This is a genomic window from Bacillus paralicheniformis (assembly GCF_002993925.1).
Taxonomy (GTDB): domain Bacteria; phylum Bacillota; class Bacilli; order Bacillales; family Bacillaceae; genus Bacillus; species Bacillus paralicheniformis.
Genome location: NZ_CP023665.1, coordinates 1,940,440 through 1,962,484 on the forward strand (window position 1 = coordinate 1,940,440; position 22,045 = coordinate 1,962,484).

Annotated in this window: 28 protein-coding genes; 18 read left to right on the forward strand and 10 right to left on the reverse strand. The window is 45.9% G+C overall.

What is annotated here, in order from left to right; genetic code table 11:
* Positions 1-12: 12 nt before the first annotated feature.
* Positions 13-1,029: a serine hydrolase domain-containing protein gene (locus CP943_RS09925; RefSeq protein WP_105980955.1), complete on the reverse strand. Its 1,017-nt coding sequence runs from the start codon at positions 1,027-1,029 to the stop codon at positions 13-15.
* 454 nt (positions 1,030-1,483) lie between these two features.
* Here CP943_RS09925 and yjiC point away from each other — a divergent pair, with 454 nt between their 5' ends.
* Together yjiC and CP943_RS09935 are read left to right on the forward strand one after the other, a co-directional pair.
* Positions 1,484-2,674 carry a UDP-glycosyltransferase YjiC gene (gene yjiC / locus CP943_RS09930; RefSeq protein ID WP_020451485.1) on the forward strand — a complete coding sequence of 397 codons (1,191 nt, stop codon included), beginning with the start codon at positions 1,484-1,486 and terminating at the stop codon, positions 2,672-2,674.
* Positions 2,675-2,800: 126 nt separating this feature from the next.
* Entirely contained in the window at positions 2,801-4,378 is a 1,578-nt protein-coding gene (locus CP943_RS09935) for an APC family permease (RefSeq protein WP_026579705.1), read from the forward strand.
* A 44-nt stretch (positions 4,379-4,422) separates the two neighbouring features.
* On the opposite strand, the gene CP943_RS09940 is transcribed toward CP943_RS09935, so the two are convergent.
* The 3 genes from CP943_RS09940 to CP943_RS09950 all read right to left on the reverse strand — a co-directional run bounded on the left by CP943_RS09940 (position 4,423) and on the right by CP943_RS09950 (position 6,290).
* Entirely contained in the window at positions 4,423-4,722 is a 300-nt protein-coding gene (locus CP943_RS09940) for a spore coat protein (RefSeq protein ID WP_025811469.1), read from the reverse strand.
* Positions 4,719-4,919, reverse strand: coding sequence for a spore coat protein (locus tag CP943_RS09945; protein WP_023857660.1), 201 nt, complete (start codon positions 4,917-4,919; stop codon positions 4,719-4,721). The genes CP943_RS09940 and CP943_RS09945 overlap by 4 nt, the downstream gene beginning before the upstream one ends.
* Positions 4,920-5,030: 111 nt before the next feature.
* Complete coding sequence (locus CP943_RS09950; RefSeq protein WP_186438591.1) at positions 5,031-6,290, reverse strand: glycosyl hydrolase family 18 protein; 1,260 nt, start codon at positions 6,288-6,290, stop codon at positions 5,031-5,033.
* 181 nt (positions 6,291-6,471) lie between these two features.
* Here CP943_RS09950 and CP943_RS09955 point away from each other — a divergent pair, with 181 nt between their 5' ends.
* The 3 genes from CP943_RS09955 (at position 6,472) to CP943_RS09965 (ending at position 8,430) form a co-directional block, all read left to right on the forward strand.
* Positions 6,472-7,056, forward strand: coding sequence for a TetR/AcrR family transcriptional regulator (locus tag CP943_RS09955; protein ID WP_020451490.1), 585 nt, complete (start codon positions 6,472-6,474; stop codon positions 7,054-7,056).
* 88 nt (positions 7,057-7,144) lie between these two features.
* A complete protein-coding gene (locus CP943_RS09960) occupies positions 7,145-7,561 on the forward strand; it encodes a nuclear transport factor 2 family protein (RefSeq protein ID WP_020451491.1) in 417 nt (138 codons plus the stop codon).
* Positions 7,562-7,578: 17 nt separating this feature from the next.
* Positions 7,579-8,430, forward strand: coding sequence for an NmrA family NAD(P)-binding protein (locus CP943_RS09965; RefSeq protein WP_186440055.1), 852 nt, complete (start codon positions 7,579-7,581; stop codon positions 8,428-8,430).
* A gap of 54 nt (positions 8,431-8,484) precedes the next feature.
* Here CP943_RS09965 and CP943_RS09970 read toward each other — a convergent pair whose 3' ends face one another.
* A complete protein-coding gene (locus CP943_RS09970) occupies positions 8,485-8,790 on the reverse strand; it encodes a hypothetical protein (RefSeq protein WP_020451493.1) in 306 nt (101 codons plus the stop codon).
* Between the two features lie 165 nt (positions 8,791-8,955).
* Between CP943_RS09970 and CP943_RS09975 the strand changes: the two genes are divergently transcribed.
* On the forward strand, positions 8,956-9,411 hold the full coding sequence (locus CP943_RS09975; RefSeq protein WP_023857657.1) for an OsmC family protein: 456 nt from the start codon (positions 8,956-8,958) through the stop codon (positions 9,409-9,411).
* On the opposite strand, the gene erbB is transcribed toward CP943_RS09975, so the two are convergent.
* From erbB to CP943_RS09990, 3 genes are all read right to left on the reverse strand, one after another.
* Complete coding sequence (gene erbB, locus CP943_RS09980) at positions 9,408-9,767, reverse strand: SMR family multidrug efflux transporter EbrB (RefSeq protein ID WP_026579703.1); 360 nt, start codon at positions 9,765-9,767, stop codon at positions 9,408-9,410. The genes CP943_RS09975 and erbB overlap by 4 nt on opposite strands.
* 13 nt (positions 9,768-9,780) lie before the next feature.
* Positions 9,781-10,098, reverse strand: a complete 318-nt coding sequence (erbA, locus tag CP943_RS09985; protein WP_023857655.1) for an SMR family multidrug efflux transporter EbrA — start codon at positions 10,096-10,098, stop codon at positions 9,781-9,783.
* A gap of 394 nt (positions 10,099-10,492) precedes the next feature.
* Positions 10,493-10,714, reverse strand: a complete 222-nt coding sequence (locus tag CP943_RS09990) for a hypothetical protein (protein ID WP_020451497.1) — start codon at positions 10,712-10,714, stop codon at positions 10,493-10,495.
* Between the two features lie 124 nt (positions 10,715-10,838).
* Here CP943_RS09990 and CP943_RS09995 point away from each other — a divergent pair, with 124 nt between their 5' ends.
* From CP943_RS09995 to CP943_RS10035, 8 genes are all read left to right on the forward strand, one after another.
* Positions 10,839-11,237, forward strand: coding sequence for a YmaF family protein (locus CP943_RS09995; RefSeq protein ID WP_026579702.1), 399 nt, complete (start codon positions 10,839-10,841; stop codon positions 11,235-11,237).
* Between the two features lie 101 nt (positions 11,238-11,338).
* A complete protein-coding gene (miaA, locus tag CP943_RS10000) occupies positions 11,339-12,283 on the forward strand; it encodes a tRNA (adenosine(37)-N6)-dimethylallyltransferase MiaA (protein WP_026579701.1) in 945 nt (314 codons plus the stop codon).
* 41 nt (positions 12,284-12,324) lie between these two features.
* Entirely contained in the window at positions 12,325-12,546 is a 222-nt protein-coding gene (gene hfq / locus CP943_RS10005) for an RNA chaperone Hfq (protein ID WP_020451500.1), read from the forward strand.
* Positions 12,547-12,870: 324 nt separating this feature from the next.
* The gene (locus CP943_RS10015) at positions 12,871-13,083 is read left to right on the forward strand and encodes a hypothetical protein (RefSeq protein ID WP_020451502.1); all 213 of its coding nucleotides are present in this window, start codon (positions 12,871-12,873) and stop codon (positions 13,081-13,083) included.
* Between the two features lie 250 nt (positions 13,084-13,333).
* Positions 13,334-13,729 carry a class Ib ribonucleoside-diphosphate reductase assembly flavoprotein NrdI gene (gene nrdI, locus CP943_RS10020; RefSeq protein WP_020451503.1) on the forward strand — a complete coding sequence of 132 codons (396 nt, stop codon included), beginning with the start codon at positions 13,334-13,336 and terminating at the stop codon, positions 13,727-13,729.
* Positions 13,686-15,788 carry a class 1b ribonucleoside-diphosphate reductase subunit alpha gene (nrdE, locus tag CP943_RS10025; protein ID WP_020451504.1) on the forward strand — a complete coding sequence of 701 codons (2,103 nt, stop codon included), beginning with the start codon at positions 13,686-13,688 and terminating at the stop codon, positions 15,786-15,788. The genes nrdI and nrdE overlap by 44 nt, the downstream gene beginning before the upstream one ends.
* A gap of 20 nt (positions 15,789-15,808) precedes the next feature.
* Positions 15,809-16,786, forward strand: coding sequence for a class 1b ribonucleoside-diphosphate reductase subunit beta (gene nrdF, locus CP943_RS10030; protein ID WP_020451505.1), 978 nt, complete (start codon positions 15,809-15,811; stop codon positions 16,784-16,786).
* 117 nt (positions 16,787-16,903) lie between these two features.
* Complete coding sequence (locus CP943_RS10035) at positions 16,904-17,521, forward strand: hypothetical protein (RefSeq protein ID WP_105980957.1); 618 nt, start codon at positions 16,904-16,906, stop codon at positions 17,519-17,521.
* A gap of 18 nt (positions 17,522-17,539) precedes the next feature.
* Here the strand turns inward: CP943_RS10035 and CP943_RS10040 are convergent, their stop codons facing one another.
* Positions 17,540-18,340, reverse strand: coding sequence for an MBL fold metallo-hydrolase (locus tag CP943_RS10040; RefSeq protein ID WP_020451507.1), 801 nt, complete (start codon positions 18,338-18,340; stop codon positions 17,540-17,542).
* Positions 18,341-18,542: 202 nt separating this feature from the next.
* On the opposite strand from CP943_RS10040, the gene sufU reads away from it, so the two are divergent.
* The 4 genes from sufU to CP943_RS10060 all read left to right on the forward strand — a co-directional run bounded on the left by sufU (position 18,543) and on the right by CP943_RS10060 (position 21,225).
* A complete protein-coding gene (sufU, locus tag CP943_RS10045; protein WP_020451508.1) occupies positions 18,543-18,974 on the forward strand; it encodes a Fe-S cluster assembly sulfur transfer protein SufU in 432 nt (143 codons plus the stop codon).
* A gap of 94 nt (positions 18,975-19,068) precedes the next feature.
* Positions 19,069-19,533: a Fur family transcriptional regulator gene (locus tag CP943_RS10050; RefSeq protein ID WP_105980958.1), complete on the forward strand. Its 465-nt coding sequence runs from the start codon at positions 19,069-19,071 to the stop codon at positions 19,531-19,533.
* Positions 19,534-19,577: 44 nt separating this feature from the next.
* On the forward strand, positions 19,578-20,243 hold the full coding sequence (locus tag CP943_RS10055) for a GntR family transcriptional regulator (RefSeq protein ID WP_186440056.1): 666 nt from the start codon (positions 19,578-19,580) through the stop codon (positions 20,241-20,243).
* A gap of 7 nt (positions 20,244-20,250) precedes the next feature.
* On the forward strand, positions 20,251-21,225 hold the full coding sequence (locus tag CP943_RS10060; RefSeq protein WP_020451510.1) for a DMT family transporter: 975 nt from the start codon (positions 20,251-20,253) through the stop codon (positions 21,223-21,225).
* A gap of 54 nt (positions 21,226-21,279) precedes the next feature.
* Here the strand turns inward: CP943_RS10060 and CP943_RS10065 are convergent, their stop codons facing one another.
* Positions 21,280-22,041: an N-acetylmuramoyl-L-alanine amidase gene (locus tag CP943_RS10065; protein ID WP_025811494.1), complete on the reverse strand. Its 762-nt coding sequence runs from the start codon at positions 22,039-22,041 to the stop codon at positions 21,280-21,282.
* Between the last annotated feature and the right edge of the window lie 4 nt (positions 22,042-22,045).

A 22,045-nucleotide genomic window follows, 5' to 3' on the forward strand; every position in this document is an offset into this window, starting at 1 on the left:
TGTTTTTAGCTTCTATATTTGCAATAAAGCTTGTTCCACGTTTGCCAAAATCTCGTCTGTTTTTGACAGGTTGCAATTGCTGAGCATAATCAGCACTTTTTTCTCGTTTATGTATCGGTTAATCGAGCTGATAAAACCGTGGATTTCTCCATCATGCCATATTTTATACTTGTTTTGATGATTAATAAACCATCCGTATCCGATCGAATTGTTTTGAATGAGTGCCGGAGAAGGGCCTTCGGCTGTAAAAGCCGGTTTTTTGACACAGCTGTAAAGCGCTTCTTTCAAAGCGCCTTTTGTGACAAGCTTTTCAGTGTAAAGCGCCCTGTCCCATAAGTACAAGTCTTCAACGGTTGAATACAGCCCGCTTTCCCCGTAGCCGTATACGATAGGCGCTTTGATCATTTCGCGATTCAGGCATAAGTATCCGACTGTGGGCGAAATATCTTCCGGGGAAGCGAAGAAACCGGAGTTTTTCATGCCTAAAGGGTCAAAGATCAATTCTTGAATGACATCTCCATAAGCTTCATTTGTGATTGTTTCAATGATTTTTGTGAGTAATATGTATCCTGAATTGCTATAATTAAACCTTTGTCCCGGGCGAAATTCGAGCGGTTTGTCAATAAACCGGCCGATAAATTGGTCTAACGGTGCGCGCTCCAGCTCAATATCGAGCAATTCTTCCTCTAGAAAATCAGGAATTCCGGACGTATGGCTTAATAAATGTTTGATGGTAATGCTGTCGCCGTTCGGATAGCCTTCTAAATAGTTTTGTACCGGATCATCAGTACGAAGCAGCCCCTTTTCTTGCAGCTGCATGACCGCTATGGCTGTGAATTGCTTTGTCAGCGAAGCAATTTGGTAGCGTGTAGACGGTTTATTCTTCACTTTGTCCTTGCAATTAGCATAACCGTATCCTTTCGATAGCAGAATACCGTTTGAGTCTGCCAGCAAAATGCTGCCGTGAAAATGATTGTTGGATGCTTGTTCCATTAAATAATCATCAAGATGTTCCGCTGTATATACCAATAACAACAGTCCTTTCATATCTAATTATGAGGAGAAGGAAACGATAAACGATAGTTTTGAAAGGAAATGAAGCAGGAAGCGCGACAAAATAACATTATAAAAATTTTTTTGTATTTACCATCATTTACAGAATAATTTAAACTAAATTTAAAATATGGCAATTTCATGACATCCGTTAAAACGAGTGCTGTTTTGACGGTTGTTTTTTGTTTTAAAACGATTGAAATATAAGTCGGCAGTATCGAAAAGGGGAATAAAGTCGAGTGCGGCCTTAAACTAAGGTCTAAAGTTTGGTGTTTTTTTGTGAGAAAAAGGACTATATTAGTATTTTTTAATTTTAATTTAATTTTGAAGGGTTTTTCCTTTATTATCTATAATATGTTGTTTAACATAGTGAAAGAGATATAAAATCATCGTTACTGTTATGAAGCGAAAAATAACGGGAGGTTAAAAAATGGGCCAAAAACATATCGCGATTTTTAATATTCCCGCTCACGGGCATATTAATCCGACGCTTGCTTTAACGGCAAGCCTTGTCAAACGCGGTTATCGGGTAACATATCCGGTAACGGATGAGTTTGTGAAAGCTGTTGAGGAAACTGGGGCAGAGCCGCTCAACTACCGCTCAACTTTAAATATCGATCCGCAGCAAATTCGGGAGCTGATGAAAAATAAAAAAGATATGACGCAGGCTCCGATGATGTTTATGAAAGAAATGGAGGAGGTTCTTCCTCAGCTTGAAGCGCTTTATGAGAATGACAAGCCTGACCTCATCCTTTTTGACTTTATGGCCATGGCGGGAAAAATGCTGGCTGAGAAGTTTGGAATAGAGGCGGTTCGCCTTTGTTCTACATATGCACAGAACGAACATTTTTCATTCAAATCAATGTCTGAAGAGTTTAAGATCGAGCTCACGCCTGAGCAAGAAGCCGCTTTGAAAAATGCGAATCTTCCGTCATTTAATTTTGAAGAGATGTTCGAACCGGCAAAATTGAACATTGTATTTATGCCTCGTGCTTTTCAGCCTTACGGCGAAACGTTTGATGAACGGTTCTCTTTTGTCGGTCCTTCTCTAGCCAAACGCAAGTTTCAGGAAAAAGACACGCCGGTTATTTCGGACAGCGGCCGTCCTGTCATGCTGATTTCTTTAGGGACGGCGTTCAATGCCTGGCCGGAATTTTATCATATGTGCATCGAAGCATTCAGGGACACGAAGTGGCAGGTGATCATGGCTGTCGGCACGACAATCGATCCTGAAAGCTTTGACGACATACCTGATAACTTTTCGATTCATCAGCGCGTTCCCCAGCTGGAAATCCTGAAGAAAGCAGAGCTTTTCATCACCCATGGGGGTATGAACAGTACGATGGAAGGATTGAATGCCGGTGTACCGCTTGTTGCCGTCCCGCAAATGCCTGAACAGGAAATCACTGCCCGCCGCGTCGAAGAACTCGGGCTTGGCAAGCATTTGCAGCCGGAGGACACAACAGTTGCTTCATTGCGGGAAGCCGTCTCCCAGACGGACGGTAACCTGGATGTCCTGAAACGCGTAAAGGACATGCAAGAGCACATTAAACAAGCAGGAGGAGCCGAGAAAGCCGCAGATGAAATTGAGTCATTTTTAGCACCGGCAGGAGTGAAATAACCATATGAAGGAACCCGGGAAATCCCCGGGTTTTTTGTTGCAGCCGAAAGGAAGCGGGAAAAGTATACAGAGGCGCTTTTTGAACATACTACCTTCTATTAAATGTATTAAAAAGGAGGAAGTGATTTGTCAAATCAGGGCAATTTCAAAAAAACGATCTCTCTGCTTGACCTGATTTTGATCGGCATGGGAGCGATATTCGGCTCGGCTTGGCTGTTTGCCGTCAGCAATGTTGCTTCAAAAGCCGGGCCCGCGGGAAGCTTTTCGTGGATTATCGGCGGTGTCATTATCCTTTTAATCGGCCTCGTTTATGCCGAGCTGGGAGCTGCTTTGCCGCGGACGGGCGGGATTATCCGCTATCCGGTGTATACCCACGGCCACCTTGTCGGATACTTGATTTCATTTATCACGATCGTTGCCTATACAAGCCTGATTTCAATCGAAGTGACCGCTGTCAGGCAATACGTAGCTTATTGGTTTCCCGGTTTGACGATAAAAGGTTCTGAATCGCCGACGATTATCGGCTGGCTTTTGCAGTTTGTGCTGCTTTGTTTGTTCTTTTTACTCAATTATTGGAGTGTCAAAGCGTTTGCGAAATCAAATTTAATCATTTCGGTTTTTAAGTATTTTGTTCCTTTGACGATCATTGTCTTATTGATATTCCATTTTAAGTCGGCTAACTTTGCGGGAGAATTTGCCCCGTTTGGCTTTGACGGGGTGCAGGCGTCCATTTCGACCGGCGGGGTGATGTTTGCATACCTCGGTCTTCATCCGATCGTTTCGGTCGCCGGTGAAGTGAAAAATCCGCAGCGGAACATCCCGGTCGCTCTGCTGATTTGCATCATTGTTTCGGCTTGCATTTATACGATACTGCAAGTGGTGTTTATCGGAGCCATCCCGACTGATATGCTGAATGACGGCTGGAAAGCGATCGGCAAGGAATTTTCTCTTCCATTCAAAGACATCGCGGTGCTTCTCGGGATGGGCTGGCTTGCCACTCTTGTCGTTCTGGATGCGATCTTATCACCCGGCGGAAACGGCAATATTTTTATGAATACGACGTCGCGCTTGGTTTATGCATGGGCGCGGAACGGCACGTTGTTCAAAGTGTTTGCCAAGGTGAATAAATCGACGGGAATTCCGCGTCCGTCGTTGTGGCTGTCGTTCGCGCTCGCCGTTTTTTGGACGCTTCCTTTTCCGTCTTGGGACGCGCTCGTCAATGTTTGCTCTGTAGCCTTGATTCTTTCCTATGCGATTGCTCCGGTTTCAGCGGCAGCGCTGAATGTGAATGCCAAGCAACTCAACAAGCCTCTGCAAATCAAGGGGATGGCTGTCATTGCTCCTGTCTCCTTCGTATTTGCGTCGTATATCGTCTATTGGTCAGGCTGGAACACCGTGTCATGGCTGCTCGGATCGCAGCTCGTGATGTTTGCCGTTTATTGCGCGTGTAAAAAATATGTTCCCCAAGACGATGTTTCGTTTGCACAGCAGCTTAAATCAAGCTGGTGGATTGTCGGTTATTATGTCATGCTCTTGATTTTGTCGTATCTCGGCTCATTCGGTAATGGCGTGGGCCTATTGAGGACGCCGGTCGATTTAATCTTGATCGCAGCAGGATCGATTGCGGTATTTTACTGGGCGAAATATACGGCCCTTCCAAAGGCAGTCATTGATTATGATGAGAAAAAAGAAGAAACCGTTTAAATAAGAATCCCCCGCGTATGGACTGCGGGGGATTCACGTTTTCATTACAGTTGCGGAAGATCTTTAGCTGTTTCGGCAGCTTTGGTATCAACTTGAATTTGTTGAGATAAATTGCCAGGATGGTAATAACCTTTTGACATCATATAGTTTGTGATCTGTTCATGAGTATCAATCGCGTCGTTTAAATACTGCTTAAGCGTTTCACGCACTTCTGGAGAAGATGTTTCTGTGATAGCAGTGGCAATGTTTTTGACACCGGTTTTCGCTGAGATTAAAAAGTCGGTCGCTATCACTTGTTCAGTCATCGCGCCCATTCCTGTCATGTTTTGGATGAATTCGTTCATACGGTTTCACCTCTCATTGACAGCAGTCCTTGCAAATGCTCGATCTGATGCTTTGTTTGGGAAGCATCCCGTTCCAAGATGTCGCGAAGCTCTTGATCCTGCACCATTCCCGTCATTGTTGATGACTTAGTCAGGCAAAGGTTTTTAAACATTAACAGCTCATGCAGTTCCAATGTTTCATGAATCCCATTATTCAATTGCAAACATTCCTTTCAGATTTGTTATTGTGTGAAGGACACATCATTAGTATCAAGGTTCGTTAGCGGGATTATTCTGTTTGTTGTTTTACAATAAATTACATGTTGCTGTCAGGCTTTTCTGACGCGAAAGAATTTGGTCAAGAGCCAGGTTCCTTGCGGAAAACTGAGCGTGAGCTGCCAGACACCGCCGCCGCCAAGTCCATATTCGATGATGAGTTGCAGTTTTTTTCCAATACTGCGTGCGTCTTCAAACCATATGATGTGCCTTCTGCCTTGTTCATCTGTGTATTGGAGAAAAGGGGACTCAGACTTTGTATCATATTTAATCGGTACCTGGTGCTTCATGGCGAGCTGAACGGCGCCTTGGTTGGCGATTCCCGGGTATACGGTACCAGGCTGATAGGGCAGCGTCCAGTTATAGCCGTAAAGCGGAAAGCCGAGAATGATTTTTTCTTTTGGAATATGGCGAAGGGCAAATTGAATCGTCTGCCGGACTTCATTGATCGGAGCGACGGGGCCGGGTTCGCTTGTTCCGTGGTGCCAGTCGTATGCCATGATAAAGACAAGGTCGCTCACTGCGCCGATTCCGCCATAGTCATACCCTTTCAGCCAGGCGATATTTTCATTTGTTTTCGGCGGAACGGCAACCGTCAACACATAACCGGAAGGCTTCAGCCGCTCTTTCAACAGGCGGAGAAAACCTGAAAATAAATCTCTGTCTTCCTCCACAATCTGTTCGAAATCAATATTGACGCCAGCATATCCTTTTCTGGAAATCGTTTGAACAATATTGTCGATGAGTCGGTTTCTTACGTCAGGCTGATTTAATACGCGGTGCGCAAGAGACGGACTAAAGCCTGTTTCTGTCAGATTGGTGACTGTCATGAGGGGAGGAACGCGCCGCCTCCAGGCCGTTTGTACCGCCGGTGAATCATTCAGCTCGCTTAACGATCCGTCGCTTGAAATATGGTATTCAAAAAATGCCAGATATGTGGCGTAGGGGGCAAAATTATGAATCAATTCCTGGTCTAAGCCGGGGTTTCTCAATGTGTAATATCCTAAAGCGGTGATCGGTTTTTTCGGCAATTCCGGAATCGTCACTTTCATCCCCGGCCTCATATTGGCAGGCGTTACAGACGGATTTGCTTTTTGCAATGCTTCGGCGGATACAAACGTCCGGCGGGCGATCGAATCATAATTGTCTCCCTGCTGAACCGTATATGTATAAAGCGGTATTAAAAGAGCCTGTCCGGGGACAATGTTTGTTTCGACCAACCCGTTTGCCAATCGGATCTGGTCAATCGAAATTCCGAACCTGGCACCGATGACAAATAATGAATCTCCCGGCTGAACCGTATAAATAAACAACGGGCACACTTCCTTTTGTTCCTCTGTATGTGACAGGGGTTTTATGCTATGTCTATGACCGGAGCTGAAGGATCATGCGCCGATTTTCTCAATCGGAATGGTGAATAGATCCGTGAAGCGGATAATTCTTGACTGATCGATCTAAAAAGTGTATTCTTCAAATAAAGGAGGTGATAAAGGCTTGGGAAGAAGCAAAGAATTCGATACCGCCCTCGTCCTTCATAAAGCAATGGAGGTTTTCGGCCAATTCGGCTATGAAGGCGCATCGATGCAAGAGCTGCTCAGCCGCCTGGGAATTGCCAGGCAAAGTCTGTACAATACATTCGGCACGAAACGGGATCTGTTTATTGCCGCTCTTACAAGATATCTTGATGATAAAAATGCTCAAGTAATCGCCAGGCTTGAAAGCCCCGGCTCAGTGAAGCAATCGGTTCGGCAGATCTTTCAGGAAAGCTTAAACGCTCTGAAAGACCCCGAGCGCTCAAAGGCATGCTATATCATCAACAGTGCAATTGAACAAATTCCCCGTGATCAAGAGGTTGCCGAATACTTTGATAAGCAGACAAAGCAACTGGAAACCGCCTTTTACAAAGCGCTTGTCCGGGCCGAGTCACAGGGGGAACTAAAGAAGGGAGGTCAAGATCTTTCAGCAGTTGCCCGTTTTTTAAATCAAACCCGGCTGTCGCTCACGTTTCAGGCGAAGTTAACGGGGGACTTTGACGCCCTTCAGGATTTGATCGATGTCAGCCTGTCTGTTCTTGATTAAAGAATTTTTTCGTCAAGGAAGATGGGCTGCCGCTCGTTTTTATCACTATTTTAGACCAAGTGGTCAAAAAAATAATGGGGGAAAGAAAATGGCGCATACGATAACCGATGTGATGGAACAATTTTTGCAGTCGATGCTCGAAAAGGATATGGAAAAGTGGATACAGCTTTGGGATCAAGACGCGGTGTTTGAGCATCCATATGCACCGCCAGGTTTTCCTAAAAAACTAGAAGGAAAGTCGGCGATTTACGAATATATAAAGGATTTTCCCGAAAAGATCGATATTGTCCGCTTCACAGCACCCACTATTCATCAAATGGCAAATACGGGCTATGCAGCTGTCGAATTTGAATGTGAAGGCACGGTGTGCGAGACGGGGCTTCCTTATAACCAACAGTACATCAGCCTTGTAAACATGAAAGAGGGCAAAATTGTCCACTACAAAGATTATTGGAATCCTCTGACTGTCATCGAATCGTTCGGGGGACGGCTGCAGACTTTTTAATGACGTAACAAGGAGTGATAAAAGTGGAGAAAAAAATATTGATTACCGGCGGAACCGGCACGACTGGAAGCCGAATCGCCAAACGGCTTGTACGTTTGGGGGCCGGTGTCCGGATCGCAAGCCGGAGAATGCCTGCAATGGCCGGAACGGAACATGTGTATTTTGACTGGAATGATCAAAAAACTTACAGAGACGCATTAAAAAACACGAACTCATTGTATTTGGTTGCGCCTGTCGGTGTATTCGAACCGTCGCCGCTCGTTGTGCCGTTTTTGGAAATGGCAGCGGCATCCGGCGTCCGCCGCATTGTTCTGCTCAGCGCTGCCATTATTGATGAAGACGGACCCGTATTCGGGAAGCTTCATCACGCGGTCAGGCGATATGTTCCTGAATGGACGGTGCTAAAGCCTTCATATTTCATGCAGAATTTTGACCATCAGCATGGCGCTTCGATTCGGAAGAAAAATGAAATCGTCACGGCGTCAGGCAGCGGCAAAGTCGGGTTTATAGAGGCAGACGATATTGCTGAAGTGGCTGTGCGCGCATTGCTTGATCAAAAGCCGCATAATACGAGCCATATCTTGACCGGGCCGGAAGCCTTGAGTTATGCTGAAGCCGCGGCAATCATCGGCAGAGCGGCAGGCCGCGACGTCAGGCATGTCAATGTCGAAGTGCCCGCTTTGAGGGAAAGGTATATAAAAGCAGGATTATCTCCCGATTATGCCGGATTCATGTCGGAACTAGACGAGAAAATCAAGAATGGCAAAGAAAACCGCATCACAGATACAGTAGAACGCATCACGGGAAAAAAACCGCGTTCACTGGCTGATTTCGCCAATGAACACGCCGGACGCTGGCGTCTGCTTTAACCCGTTCCTGAGACTGAACGGTCTTTTCTCTTTATTTTTGACCATTCAGTCTAATTAGTAGAATGTTTCGTTGATTTCCCATGACTCAACTGTACAGTAGGCCAAGTGAGGGTCCATACCCATGCCCATTAAATAAGCCATTGCCGCTACTTCTTCCATGGCGTGGTGATAGGAAGTGGTTTGCGCTTCATTTAAACCGTAATGAACAAAAGGCGCAACTGTGCACAACGTCTTATGTTTCAAGTGCGGAAACAACGGACATTTGATGTGGTGCACGGCTGCTTCGGCGTGCTGATACTGGGGGATATGCATATGCTGTTCGGGAGCCGGTGTCTGCTGTAAATGTTCTACATTCTCCATTTCTTTTCGTCCTTTCTTGCGCGGATTTTCGTTGTATTCTATGTTCCGCTCATGCCCCGTGTGTTAGACGGCTGTCACGGTTTACCGGTTTTTTAGGCAAATCAACAGACAGAAAGGTCAAATACCGGTAGACTTTAAGCAGGATAAAAAAAGGAGGTATTTTTTATGGCTAGACATCATTTTTACCTTCAGGCAGACTGGCCTGGAAAACGTAACGACATCGGAAGGATTGAAAGCGGGAATTTAAAAACAGAAATTTCAATTCCAAAGGAAATGGACGGTCCGGGGGCAGGGACAAACCCTGACGAAATGCTGCTCGGCGCCGCTGCGACTTGCTATATCATCACGCTTGCAGCCATGATGGAAAGAAGCGGATTGGAAAAAGAGAGCCTGACGATGGAATCCGAGGCTGTTGTCGATGTGACAGGCGGGGTGTTTACGTACGAAAAAATCATTCACAGACCTCTGATCCGCCTTCCGAAAGAAGCGGCGGAAAAAGAGGTCCAACTTGCCGAAAGACTGGCTGAAAAGGCGGAGACATCCTGTATGATATCAAGGGCGGTTCAGGGCAATGTCGCCATTGAATTAGACCCCAAGATTGTCGTCTCCAAAGCGGATTAGATTTCGATCGTGAGCTGAGCCTTTTGGTCTGCGGCGTCAGCATGCTTTGAATTGAGCAAAAAGACGCCGCCGATGATCAATACAAGCCCAATAAGAGTTTTGAGATTGAATGGCTCCTGAAATATAAAATACCCGATCGCAGCTGTCAAAGCCGTCCCGGTGCCGGCCCAAGTCGCATAAGCCGCAGATAAAGGCAGTGTTTTTAATGAAAAGCTCAGAAACGTAAAAGAAGCCGCAAAACCGATCATGACACCGGCCGCGGGCAGGGGGGCGCTAAAGCCTTCTGACAGCTTCAGCATCGTGCTTCCGAATACTTCGGACAAAATGGCAGCCGCCAAAAAGATCATGCCTTTCATGACATTCTCCTCCTTATGACAGATTGATCAGGACAACGCCTGACACGAGACAAATAATGCCGGCGATATTTCGCCGGTTCAGCTTTTCTTGAAACCACAAGACGCCGATGATTGCAGTCAGTACGGTGCCCGCTCCGCTCCAAGTCGCATAGGAGAGGCTTAGCGGGATGACCTGCAATGTGAGCGACATCATGTAAAATGCGAGACCGTAGCCGATCACTACGAGAACCGACGGCCGCCAGCGCGCGAACCCGTCAGATATTTTCAGCATGGCGGCTGCCGCCGCTTCTGACAAGATGGCGATCATTAGAAAAATGTAGCCTGCAATCATATGAAATCCTCCTCTATCAATGTTATTCCATGATTCAAAAGGAGAGCTTTCTCTTCGTCAGCCAGCAGTTCCAATTGAAACAAAAGACTTTGACCATTTGCCAGCGCTCTTTTCACACAACTCACGCTGCGGTTTAAGACATGCTGCCGCAGCAAGGGCGCTTGTACAAAGTTAGTTTTCATTCGAATATCAAAAAACGCAGCCCATAAACGATCTTAAAGTGTTAAAGGTGTATTTCGCAATCGTCATGAGGCCGCTTCAAAGATTTCTTCTTTTTTAGACATAAAAAAAACCCGTATTACTAACCGGTTGGTAAAATCCATCTTAATTGATGCAAAAGTTCTAAGTCAAGAAAAAAGTTATGTAAAAAGGCCCCTGGAAGAGCCTTTATCTGTCAGAAAAAAGGATAGTAAGGATACGGCGGATACGGATATCCCCAAGGGCCGAGAAGCGCTCCGGCAGTAAGTCCGCCCAAAAAACCTCCGAAGAAGGGGCCCGGACCGAAAAACGGACGCGGGCCGAAAAACGGGCGCCCAAAAGGTCCGCCAAAGAAAGGTCTGCCGATGATGCGCTGGTTGTCGTCGCCATATACAGGAGCGTGCTCGAAATGATTCATAAAAAAATCCCTCCAATAATAAAATGAAACCTGACTAACATCACTGTATTCTGCCCAGCCGTTTTTGCTTGGGCGCCCGTCGTATTTTTTAGTGAAGCCGCCCTTAAAAAGGAGTGAATGAAACATGCTGTATCAGTCGGATTGGTCAAAAGCGCCTCCCCATGCCCACGCTTACAGGGCGAGAACATCGACTGCCAATGGCCATTACCACCTAATTGAAGGCTTTTCCCAGCCGGCAAACGGGAGCAATACAGATGGGCACGTTCATTTTTATTCCGGCATCACTTCTTTCGATAAGGGACATTATCACAGGTATTACGCGATTACGGGGCCCGCGATTCCGCGGGCGGACGGCACGCACTATCATGAAATCGGGGGCACGACTTATCTGGCATATTCTGCGGCTCCCCCGATCAGATTTGGCGGAGTCGTGTATGTAAGCGATGGAAGAAAGGAGAGGCACCGGCATACTTTTAAAGGTTCCACTAGAGAAATTGTGGGGAATGAGCCGATAGGGTGGTGAGGGAATGTTTGGAAAGCAATGAAAACGGGTAAAATGAAATGGATGTTTTTGAACGTGAAATGGTATAATGGGAGGAGCTTGTTTAAAGAGAGTGATCAGCAGTGAATAAAACGAAACCGCCGGTCATCGTTTTGATCGGACCGACCGCTGTCGGTAAAACAAAATTAAGCGTGATGCTGGCCGAGCATTTGAATGCGGAAATTATCAGCGGAGATTCGATGCAGATTTACAAAAGAATGGATATCGGCACAGCAAAAATTAAAGAAGAAGAAATGAACGGGGTTCCGCATCACTTGATCGATATTAAAGAACCGACGGAATCTTTCTCGGTTGCTGAATATCAGGAGATCGTCAGACAAAAAATCGCAGAGATTGGCAGGCGAGGGAAGCTTCCGATGATTGTGGGGGGGACAGGGCTCTATATCCAGTCTGTCCTTTACGACTATTCATTCACAGAGGAAGCGGGCGACCCTGAGTTCCGAGCGGAGATGGAGGCGCTCTCTGACAAGAGAGGAGCCGAATATGTTCACTGTCTATTGAAAGAGCGCGATCCCGGAGCGGCAAAAGCCATACATCCAAACAATAAACGAAGGGTCATCAGGGCGCTTGAAATTTTCCATACGACAGGAAAAACGATGTCTGAACATATTGAAGGACAGCGGAAAGAGCTTTTATACACCACGGCTCTCATCGGTTTGACGATGGAGCGGGAAGTGCTGTATGACAGGATCAACAGCCGCGTAGACCAGATGATGGATGAGGGGCTGCTGAATGAAGTGAAACAGCTTTATGATGAAAACATAAGAAATTGCCAGTCTGTTCAGGCCATCGGGTACAAAGAGCTTTATGCGCACCTTGAAGGCAGAGCGTCCTTGGAAGAGGCGGTTGAGACGTTGAAGCGGAATTCGAGACGCTACGCCAAAAGACAGCTGACATGGTTCAGAAATCAAATGGATGTCGCCTGGTATGACATGACGCCCCCTGTCAATATCGAGCAGAAAAAACAGGAAATTTTCACTTACATAGCAGGAAAGCTCGAACTTTAATCGAAACAGTATGGTATAGAGAAACAAGGAGGACCAGAAACATGAAATCGATAAATATTCAAGATCAGTTTTTGAATCAGATTCGGAAAGAAAGTACATTTGTCACGGTCTTTTTACTGAATGGATTTCAGCTGCGCGGACAAGTAAAAGGATTTGACAACTTTACAGTGTTGATTGAATCGGAAGGAAAGCAGCAGCTTATATACAAACATGCCATTTCCACATTTGCACCGCAAAAAAACGTTCAACTCGAACTCGAATAGCGATTTACGGCTAAAAGACCATGCCTGGCATGGTCTTTTCAGATTGCCTGACAAAATCCTGAAACAGTTTACTGTTTACTGTTTTGGGATTTTGTCGTTTTCGAGGCGACTTTACAATCAACTGCGGCCGTTGCCGGTCCTGCCGAGCAGGAGTCTGGGAATAAAAGGAACGGCGGCCAATTGCCGGACATCCTGTCTAAAACGCCGCCGTCATCACGTCCTGTGAAAGACCGAGGCATTCAAATTTACAAAGCGGCATCTAATCGCTAAACTAAGTAGTGTTTACATCAATTCAGTTTGAAAATGAAAAGGAATGAGCGAACAATGAAACCTAAGATCGTCATCAACCATTGGGAAGAGACGTGTGAAGATGATTCCTGCTATGAATACGGCACAAGTATTCTCGTCAACGGAAAAGAACTTGTCAGGGAAGCGTCGATCATGACGGCTGTTCAGTCGGTTCTTAAGGAACTCGGCATCGAAGCCGATATTAAAGAGGTATGCGAGAACAAGTGCTGTGACACTTACAAAAAATAAGCGAAAAAGTCTAGTCTACTAACTCAATTTTTTTCGTGTTATGATAGATTTCGGTTTGTGAGTAGGATGAGCGAACGGCTCTCATTCTACTCATATTTCTTTGGCCTTAGGCCTCCTAAGCTGAAGCAAATTGTGAACTTTCATCAACCTGAGCACAATATATTGTGTTTTCTTGAATGATAGTATACTATATATTGTGTAAGGTTCGAGTTGAAAGACTCGGAAACAATTTTACTAGGTCGTGATAATGATGATTCAGATCGTATTTGATTCAAAAACGGGAAACGTTCAGCGCTTTGTGGATAAGACGCCTTTTCGCAATAAACGGAAAGTCAGCACAGAGGAGTATCTAGACGAACCGTTTGTTTTGATCACGTACACGACAGGGTTTGGGGAAGTTCCGAAAACGACTGAGATGTTTCTTGAGAAAAACGCCCATCTTCTTTTGGGAGTTGCGGCAAGCGGAAACAGAGTGTGGGGAGACAATTTTGCGAAAAGCGCAGAAAAAATCTCGAAGCAGTATCAGGTTCCGATTCTCGGCAAATTTGAGCTCAGCGGGACGGCCAAAGACGTTGAACTGTTTACTCAGGAGGTAGAAAGAATTGTCACAAAATCAAGTGCCAAAATGGATCCAGTTAAACAATGAGATCATGATCCAAAAAGACGGGAAATTCCAGTTTGATAAAGATAAAGAAGCTGTACATAGTTATTTTGTAGACTATATCAACCAAAATACGGTATTTTTCCATGATCTGAAAGAGAAAATCGATTACTTAATCAAGAATGACTACTATGAAGAAGAGTTTTTAAGCCGCTACACGTTCGAAGAAATCAAGGAAGTGTTCAAAGAGGCTTACGCTAAAAAATTCAGATTCCCGTCCTTTATGAGCGCTTTTAAGTTTTACAATGACTATGCGCTGAAGACAAACGACAAGAAAAAAATTCTTGAACGCTATGAAGACAGAATCTCTATCGTAGCTTTATTTTTTGCAAACGGGGATAAGGAGAAGGCGAAGGAATTCGTCAGAATGATGATCAACCAGGAGTATCAGCCGAGCACGCCGACGTTCTTAAATGCCGGCCGCAAACGCCGCGGAGAGCTGGTCAGCTGCTTCCTCTTGGAAGTCAATGATTCCTTGAACGACATCTCGAGAGCGATTGATATTTCAATGCAGCTGTCAAAGCTAGGCGGAGGCGTATCGTTGAACCTTTCAAAACTGCGTGCGAAAGGCGAAGCGATCAAAGATGTCGAAAACGCGACAAAAGGCGTTGTCGGCGTGATGAAGCTTCTTGACAACGCATTCCGTTACGCTGATCAGATGGGACAAAGACAAGGCTCAGGGGCTGCATACTTAAACATTTTCCACCGCGACATCAACGATTTCCTCGATACGAAGAAGATTTCCGCTGATGAGGATGTCCGGGTGAAAACATTGTCCATCGGAGTCGTCATTCCAGATAAATTCATCGAGCTTGCAAGAGAGGATAAAGCGGCATACGTATTCTATCCGCACACCGTTTATAAAGCGTACGGCGAGCACCTCGATGAAATGGACATGAACGAGATGTACGACCGGCTTGTGGAAGATCCGCGCGTCAAAAAAGAAAAAATCCACCCGCGCAAGATGCTCGAAAAGCTTGCGATGTTAAGATCGGAATCAGGATATCCGTACATTATGTTCCAGGACAATGTCAACAACGCGCATGCGAACAATCATATTTCCAAGGTTAAATTTTCCAACCTTTGCTCAGAGGTTCTTCAGGCTTCACAGGTTTCTTCATACACAGACTACGGTCAAGAAGATGAGATCGGCCTTGACATCTCCTGCAACCTTGGTTCATTGAACATATTGAACGTCATGAAAAACAAATCGCTTGAGCAGACGGTTAAGCTTGCAACCGATTCGCTGACGCACGTTTCTGAAACGACGAACATTACAAACGCACCGGCGGTCAAAAAAGCGAACAAAGCGATGAAATCCATCGGCCTTGGAGCGATGAACCTGCACGGATTCCTGGCACAGAACAATATCGCCTACGAAAGTGAGGAAGCGAGGGACTTCGCGAACACTTTCTTTATGATGATGAACTTTTACTCGATTGAACGGTCTGCCGAAATCGCCAAAGAAAAAGGTGAGACGTACCATAACTACGAAGGTTCGGCTTACGCAACGGGTGAATACTTCGAAAAGTATGTTACACAAGATTTCTCGCCTAAATTCGAAAAAGTGGCCAAGCTTTTTGAAGGCATGCACATCCCGACAAAAGAAGACTGGGAACAGCTGAAACAGTTTGTCAAAGAACACGGATTGTACCACAGCTACAGGCTGTGCATCGCACCGACCGGGTCCATTTCATATGTACAGTCAAGCACGGCATCAGTCATGCCGATCATGGAGCGGATTGAAGAAAGAACTTACGGCAACTCCAAGACGTATTATCCGATGCCTGGACTTGCGCCGAGCAACTGGTTCTACTATAAAGAAGCGTATGATATGGACATGTTCAGAGTTGTCGACATGATCTCGACGATTCAGCAGCACGTTGACCAAGGCATAAGCTTTACATTGTTCCTGAAAGATACAATGACGACACGCGATCTGAACCGGATCGATCTTTATGCCCACCATAAAGGAATCAAAACACTTTACTATGCAAGAACGAAGGATACAGGGCAAGAAGGCTGCCTTTCTTGTGTCGTTTGATTAAAGGAGAGTATGCGAAAGTGACGAAAATTTATGATGCAGCAAACTGGTCAAAGCATGAAGATGATTTTACCCAAATGTTTTACAACCAAAATGTGAAGCAATTTTGGCTTCCGGAAGAGATTGCGCTTAATGGAGATCTTCTGACATGGAAGTACTTGGGTAAAAATGAACAGGACACATACATGAAGGTGCTCGCGGGGCTGACGCTTCTCGATACAGAGCAGGGGAACACGGGAATGCCCCTTGTCGCTGAGCATGTGGAAGGGCATCAGCGCAAAGCGGTGCTGAACTTCATGGCGATGATGGAAAACGCGGTCCACGCCAAGTCCTATTCAAACATTTTCATGACGCTTGCCCCGACAGAGACGATCAACGAAGTCTTTGAATGGGTTAAACAAAACAAATATTTGCAGAAAAAAGCTCAGGTCATTGTCGGACTCTATGAGAAAATCCGCCAGGGTGATAAAATTTCGCTGTTTAAAGCGATGGTCGCATCCGTTTATTTAGAAAGCTTCCTGTTCTACAGCGGCTTCTACTACCCGCTTTATTTTTACGGACAGGGCAAGCTGATGCAAAGCGGCGAAATCATCAACCTGATCTTGCGGGACGAAGCGATTCACGGCGTCTATGTCGGCCTGCTCGCTCAGGAAATTTACAATCAGCAGACACCTGAGAAAAAAGAAGAGCTGTACGCGTTTGCCATTGATCTATTAAAAGAGCTTTATGAAAATGAGCTTGAATATACAGAAGATCTGTACGACCAGGTCGGCCTTTCACACGACGTGAAGAAGTTCATCCGCTATAATGCCAACAAAGCGCTGATGAACCTTGGCTTTGAAGCTTATTTTGAAGAAGAAGAGATCAATCCGATCGTGTTGAACGGGTTGAATACGAAAACGAAGTCACACGACTTCTTCTCAATGAAAGGAAACGGCTACAAAAAAGCAACAGTTGAACCGATAAGAGACGACGATTTTTACTTTGACGATAAGTAAGCCGGCCGGGCTAAAAGGGCGCATCCGCGCCCAAGCCCCGCCTTTCAGTTATAGATACACGGCAAAATGAGAGCAGAACGAATCTGCTCTTTTCACTTTGAGGAGGAAACGGATACAATGGGAAAAATGGATGAAATCATTCTCGTGGTTCTGCGGGAAAACGTATTTGCAAATGAAACGCTGACCTTCCAAGGCGTCAACAGCGACGGTGAGAAGGTTGGGAAGATCATGGCGCATATTGAACAGCACTTCAGTGAAATGAGAAGGGGAGACGCCGAAGAAGATCCTGCGTTTAAACAGCCGATCCCTTATGTTGTCATCAAAAGAGAAGACGAAATATTTGTATACGAGCGGCTCGAAGGCGGAGGGGAAGCGCGGCTTCACAACAAGCTGTCACTCGGCTTCGGCGGCCACATGAACTTTGCCGAAGGGCTTGATTTTTCCGGTATTCTGAAGTTAAACACAGACCGTGAACTTGATGAAGAGCTTCTGATTGAGGAATCAGATAAAGAAAAAATGGTGACGCTCGGACTGATTAATGATGATGAAAACAGCGTCGGAAAAGTACATATCGGAATCCTTTCAGCGCTTGAGTTAAAACCGGGCGCACACGTTGAAGTTAAAGAAAAGGAGCAGATTGCCGGCCGGTGGATGAAAGCCAGTGATCTGAAAGATAAAAGCGTCTATGACAGACTTGAATCTTGGTCACAGTTTGTCGTTGATATCTTAGTTTAAATGGGAAAACTCGCTGATTCAGCGAGTTTTCTTTTCGTATTGGACCGGTTTCCATTGAAAAAGTGAGCCCTGCTTTTCGATTAACCCGAAACCAGGGTAGGGGAAATGACACCCGTGGAGCAGGACCTGTCCGTTATAAGCCTGCCGGGCCAGCAGTCTTCTTGTCTTTTCTCCCTCTTTAGGGTCATGCTCAAGCGAAACCCGCAGCTTTGGATTGGAGATGCTTTCGGGAATGTGAAATGCGTCATTGATGATCTGACAGACCCCGTCTTTTGTCTGTAATTCAATAGTCAAGTGTCCAGGCGTATGTCCGGGCGTATGGATCAGCTTCAGTCCGGGAAGCAGTTCGGTATCTTCTGTCAGCAGCTTCAGAAGCGGCCGGACAGTGGAGAGAATGCGAAACTGTTTAGAAGCCGGCGTTTGTTTTGCGTACAGCCATTCTGCTTCACTGATCAGATGAACAGCGTTTGGAAAAGCGGGTTTCCCGTTATTCAGAAGACCTCCCGTATGATCTAAATGACTGTGTGACAAAATGACATAGTCTATGGAGTCAGGCATAATTCCCGCCTGTGTCAGGTGATGAATCAAGTGCCCGCTTTCTTGTCCGCCTGTTTCGCCAAATCCCGTATCAATCAGTATCCGTTTTTCGTTCGTTTCCAGGCAGATAAAGTTCAGCGCTACTTCAAATTCTTCAGGATAATGTTCTGCTTCATGAGGGTCTCCTCCCGCCAAAAAGAAATCCCTTGAAACTCGAAATGCTCCATCAGATAAAATTGTCATTTGAAAAGAATCGAGTTGAATGCGGTCTGGCTCCTTCATAATAAATCTTCCCCCTTTGCGTTTGACCGAACTGTCTCTTTATTAGAAGAGGCAGTTTCATTGTGTCTTTTCATTTGCGGTGAGCTTCTTGATCGGTTATTATTAAATCGTAATGATTACGATTTAATAACGGAAGTATAACTAAATCCGTTTGTTCTTTCAACCAAAATACAACTGTTTAAAAGGGAAGGAGCATCATTTCATGCCGAAACTGGAAGAGCTGTATCGGTCCGTCATTATGGATCATGCAAGATACAGGCGAAATTTTCGAAAAATCGATAAACACAGCGCGTATTACGTCCATTACAAAAATCCAACATGCGGTGATGTGATGACTTTGTTTATCGACATTAAAAATGAAAAGATCGAAGACGCAGCTTTTATCGGAGATGGGTGCAGCATCAGCATGGCTTCCTCATCAATCATGACTGAACTGATAAAAGGAAAGACGTTAAAAGAAGCCGGGCTAATGCGTGAAGCGATGGAAAATATGATCAGAAAAGGAGAAGAACCGGCAGAGGATCTGCTGGGAGATGCCGTTTCCCTGATTGGCGTCCATCCGTTACGGGCCCGCCATAACTGTGCCCTGATGCCTTGGCAGGCGCTCGATCGGATCAAGGAGAACGTTTATTAAATGAACATCACATCTAAAGCACTCCGTTTCTAAGGCAGCCAGGCAAAGAATATCGGAAGATTCAAGGGAAAAAAGGGGCAGTGACGAAAGAGGTATGGAAAACGAAACGAATGTAAAGCAGGAAGCGATGGCGCAGCTTAAACGGAAAGGCATTCGAATGACGCCGCAGCGGCTGGACATCTACCATTATTTTTTAGCCAACAGGAACCACCCTACAATAGCTGAAATTCAACAATCATTGAGGGAGATATATCCTGCCGTCAGTACAGCGACGATATACAACACCATCCGCTATTTTAAACAAGAGGGCCTTATAAAAGAAATGGGGTTTACCGATCCGCTTCGTTTTGATCTGGCTCTAGAGGAACATGATCATGTCATATGCGAAGTATGCGGGAAAATCGTCGATTTTCATTGTCCGCAACTGGAGAAAGTAAAAGACATTGCGGCACGGCTGACCGGATTTAAAGTGACACATCACCGATTGGAACTGTACGGCATCTGCAAAGATTGCCAGGCGAAAAGAAAATACGCCGCTAAAGAGAAAGGGGTTAGATAAAAAATTTGGTTGTGCATAAAACCAAAATCCGATATATTGGTTTTATGATGAAAAATAACATTAAACGAATCAAACGAATTTCGCTTCGGGAAGAAGTGTATCAAACGCTGAAGCGCACCATCGTACATTTGGAACTAAAGCCGGGGGAGCGCTTGCATGATCAGGAGCTTGCAGAGCAGTTTGGCATCAGCCGCACACCTGTCAGGGAGGCGCTCAAACGCCTGGAAGATGAAGGACTTGTTGAAACTGTTCCGGGTTCAGCAACACGTGTAGCACCGTTAAATCGCGAGGAAGCTGAACATGCTTTTACAGTCACTGCAGCACTGCATGCGCTGGCTATCAAGCTGTCGTTTCCTTTTTTAACGGATTCAGACCTTGATCAACTGGAGGCGCATAATCAAACGTTGCAGCAAGCGATTCAAAAAGAAGACATTATCGAAGCAATCGAATCGGATGCTGCTTTTCATGAGGTGTTTTTACAAGCATCAAAAAACCCGGAAATTACCCGGGCATTGGAGAGAATTTCTTCAAAAATTTACCGCCTTGAGATGTCGCAGTTTTCCTCGATCGGCAGCTTGAAATCTGTCGAACAGCATCAGAACATCATCGATGCCTGCAGACAGGGGGATCGGAATGCGGCCATCAAGCTTGCCGAGGAAAACTGGCTCAGTCTTGGAGACCGATTGGCCGGACATCAGGAAAAGGAGTGAGGGGATTGTGAGGCCGATTATACTGGGCGTTTTTGCAGCCTTCTTTTTTGCTTTTACATTCGTTTTAAACAGGGCGATGGAGCTTGAAGGGGGAAGCTGGATCTGGAGCGCATCGCTAAGATTTATCTTTATGGCGCCTCTTTTATTTGTCATTGTTTGGCTGAGGGGGAACGTAAAAGAACTTTTTCAGGAAATCAAAAAAGCACCGGGCATTTGGCTGAGATGGAGCATCGTCGGCTTCGGCCTCTTTTATGCGCCGCTCTGTTTTGCGGCGGCTTACGGGCCGGGCTGGCTGATTGCAGGAACATGGCAAATCACGATTATTTCCGGCTCCCTTTTGGCGCCGCTTTTTTACGAAACCATCCAAACAAAAACAGGTCCCGTACAGATGAGGGGCAAAATTCCCTATAAAGGGCTGGCGATGTCGTTGATCATTTTAATCGGGGTGGCGCTGATGCAGGCTGAGCATGCGGCACAGCTTTCTTTGCATGAGATGCTGCTGTGCGTCGTGCCGGTTATGTTGGCTTCATTTGCATATCCGCTTGGGAACAGAAAAATGATGGAAGCATGCGCCGGGCGCCTTGATGCTTATCAGCGGGTATTGGGGATGACGTTGGCAAGCCTTCCGTTTTGGCTGATCCTCTCACTGTACGGGCTGGCATCGGCGGGTGCGCCCAGCCGGGGACAAGTCATTCAGTCAGGTTTGGTGGCTGTCTTTTCCGGAATATGCGCAACTGTGCTGTTCTTTGCCGCAACCGATCTTGTAAAAGGGGATATGCGAAAATTAGGGGCTGTCGAGGCCACACAATCGTTTGAAGTGCTGTTTGCTGCCGCTGGTGAAATTTTGCTTCTTTCAAGTCCGCTTCCTGGTGCCATCTCATGGAGCGGCATGGCACTTGTGATTATCGGAATGGTGTTGAACAGCCATGCATCGAATCAAACGCAAAAGCCGGCGATTCAAAGTAAAGCTGCAAAAGCATAAAAAAAGCCTGCGATCTATACGAGACAGATCGCGGGCTTTTCTTGATGATTGTCCCTATTCCTGGTAAATGAAAGCGTCAAATCCGGCGTTTTTGGCTTGCTGAACGAGCGCTTCGGCATTTTCTTTGGAAGAAAAAGCGCCAATTTGCACTTTGTAAAGGCTGTCCCTGTAAATCACAAGGGCATCAAACCCTTTCGCTTCCGCTTGAGCGGCAAGCGAATCGGCATTGGCTTTGGTCCTGAAAGCGCCGATCTGCACTTTATAGAGAGCTGCTGCGTTTTTGGAAAGGTTAAATGCCCTTGCGAGTCCGTTGGCGTGGCCTCTGGCAATGGATTGAATAAACGCGGAAGACTTCAGTTTCTCGGCGTCGTTTGTATTGTCTACAAAGCCATTTTCCGTAAGGAGTGCGGGCATGGCTGTTTCTCTAAGAACATGAAAATTGGCCGTTTTCTTGCCGCGATCCCTGAAATCGACAACTTTTAAAATCTCTTCATGCATGATATCCCGATAGGTGGTGGTAGGTGCGCCGACGCCGGGATAAATGTAATCCTCGAAACCTGTCCCGCCCCCGGCATTCATGTGAATCGATAGAAAGTAGTCCGCTCCCCAGCTGTTCGCGGCGTTCGTGCGTTGCGTCAGACTGACGGTTTGGTCGCTTGTCCTGCTCAACAGGACTGAAACATTTTGATATTCATTCAGCAGCATGTTTCTTAAAGCCAAGGCGGTTTGCAATGTTAACTGTTTTTCTTGCAAACCATTAGCTGAAGCACCTGTATCAGACCCGCCATGGCCGGGATCGATAAAAATTTTTACCACAAGA